At 60.7% G+C, this 1,407-nt stretch carries 1 pseudogene; it reads right to left on the bottom strand.

From position 1 onward, the window contains the following. Nucleotides 1–95 precede the first annotated feature (95 nt). Nucleotides 96–1,407: pseudogene (locus A3730_RS07990) on the bottom strand (class I tRNA ligase family protein); the annotation flags it as partial.

The raw sequence follows: 1,407 nt of genomic DNA, 5'->3' as shown, positions 1-1,407 counted from the left end.
CTCATGGTACGCGTGCTCTCTCGGTTGTCTGGCGGGCTGGCGGAGATGGCCTGTGGCCATTTCCGCCCTACGGTATCCGCTGCATTGCAGTGCGCTCAGTTGGCGACGATGTTAACCAGTTTACCCGGCACCACGATCACTTTGCGCACTGTTTTACCTCGGTGAATTTCTGCACATTGGGCTCGTCCATCGCCAGGGCTTCCACTGATTCCTTGTCGGCGTTGGCGGGCACATGCAGCTTGGCGCGGACCTTGCCATTCACCTGTACCACCAGTTCGATGCTGTCTTTCACCAGCGCGCTTTCGTCCACGGTGGGCCAGCGGGCATCAATCACTGCCTCTTCATGACCCAGGGCCTGCCACAGGCTGTGGCCCGCATGGGGGATGATGGGGGCCAGCAACAGCACGGCCGCTTCCAGGGCTTCGTGTTTTACCGCGGCGCGGTTGTCACTGTTAGCGTCAAACTTGCTGACTTCATTGATCAATTCCATCACCGCGGCAATGGCCGTGTTGAAGGTGCTGCGGCGACCATAGTCGTCGCTGACTTTCTGGATGGTTTCGTGGGTCTTGCGGCGCAAGGCCTTGCCTGCGTCGTCCAGTACGTTCAGGTCCAGTGTGCCGGCATTACCGGCTTCCACATGTTCGGCCACCAGGCGCCACAGGCGCTTGATAAAGCGGAAGGCGCCTTCCACGCCAGCGTCGTTCCATTCCAGAGATTGCTCCGGCGGCGCGGCAAACATCATGAACAGGCGCACGGTGTCGGCGCCGTATTCTTCGATCATTTGCTGCGGGTCCACGGTGTTGCCCTTGGACTTGGACATCTTGGCGCCGTCTTTGAGCACCATGCCCTGACACAGCAGTTGCTTGAAGGGCTCGTCGCAATTCACCAGCCCGGTATCGCGTAGCAACTTGTGGAAGAAGCGCGAGTAGAGCAGGTGCAGGATGGCGTGCTCGATGCCGCCGATGTACTGGTCCACGGGCAGCCAGTAATTGGTGGCGGCCGGGTCCAGCATGGCGGTGTCGCTCTGCGGTGAGCAGTAGCGTGCGTAATACCAGCTGGACTCCATGAAGGTGTCGAAGGTGTCGGTTTCACGCAGGGCGGGCTGACCGTTGAAGGTGGTCTTGGCCCACTCCGGGTCGGCCTTGATGGGGCTGTTGACGCCGTCCATTTCCACATCGGTGGGCAGCACCACGGGCAGCTGATCTGCCGGGGTCGGGTGCAGTTCTCCGTCTTCGGTTTCCACCATGGGGATGGGTGCGCCCCAGTAACGCTGACGGGAGACACCCCAGTCGCGCAGCCGGTAGTTCACTTTCTTTTCGCCCAGAGAACGTTCGCTCAGCCAGTTGGCGATGGCGTTGAAGGCGTCGGCAGAGTACAACCCATCGAATTCACCGGAATGCACCAGGG

This window comes from Alcanivorax sp. HI0044 (assembly GCF_001634945.1).
This window is presented reverse-complemented; position numbering and strand designations above follow the sequence as displayed.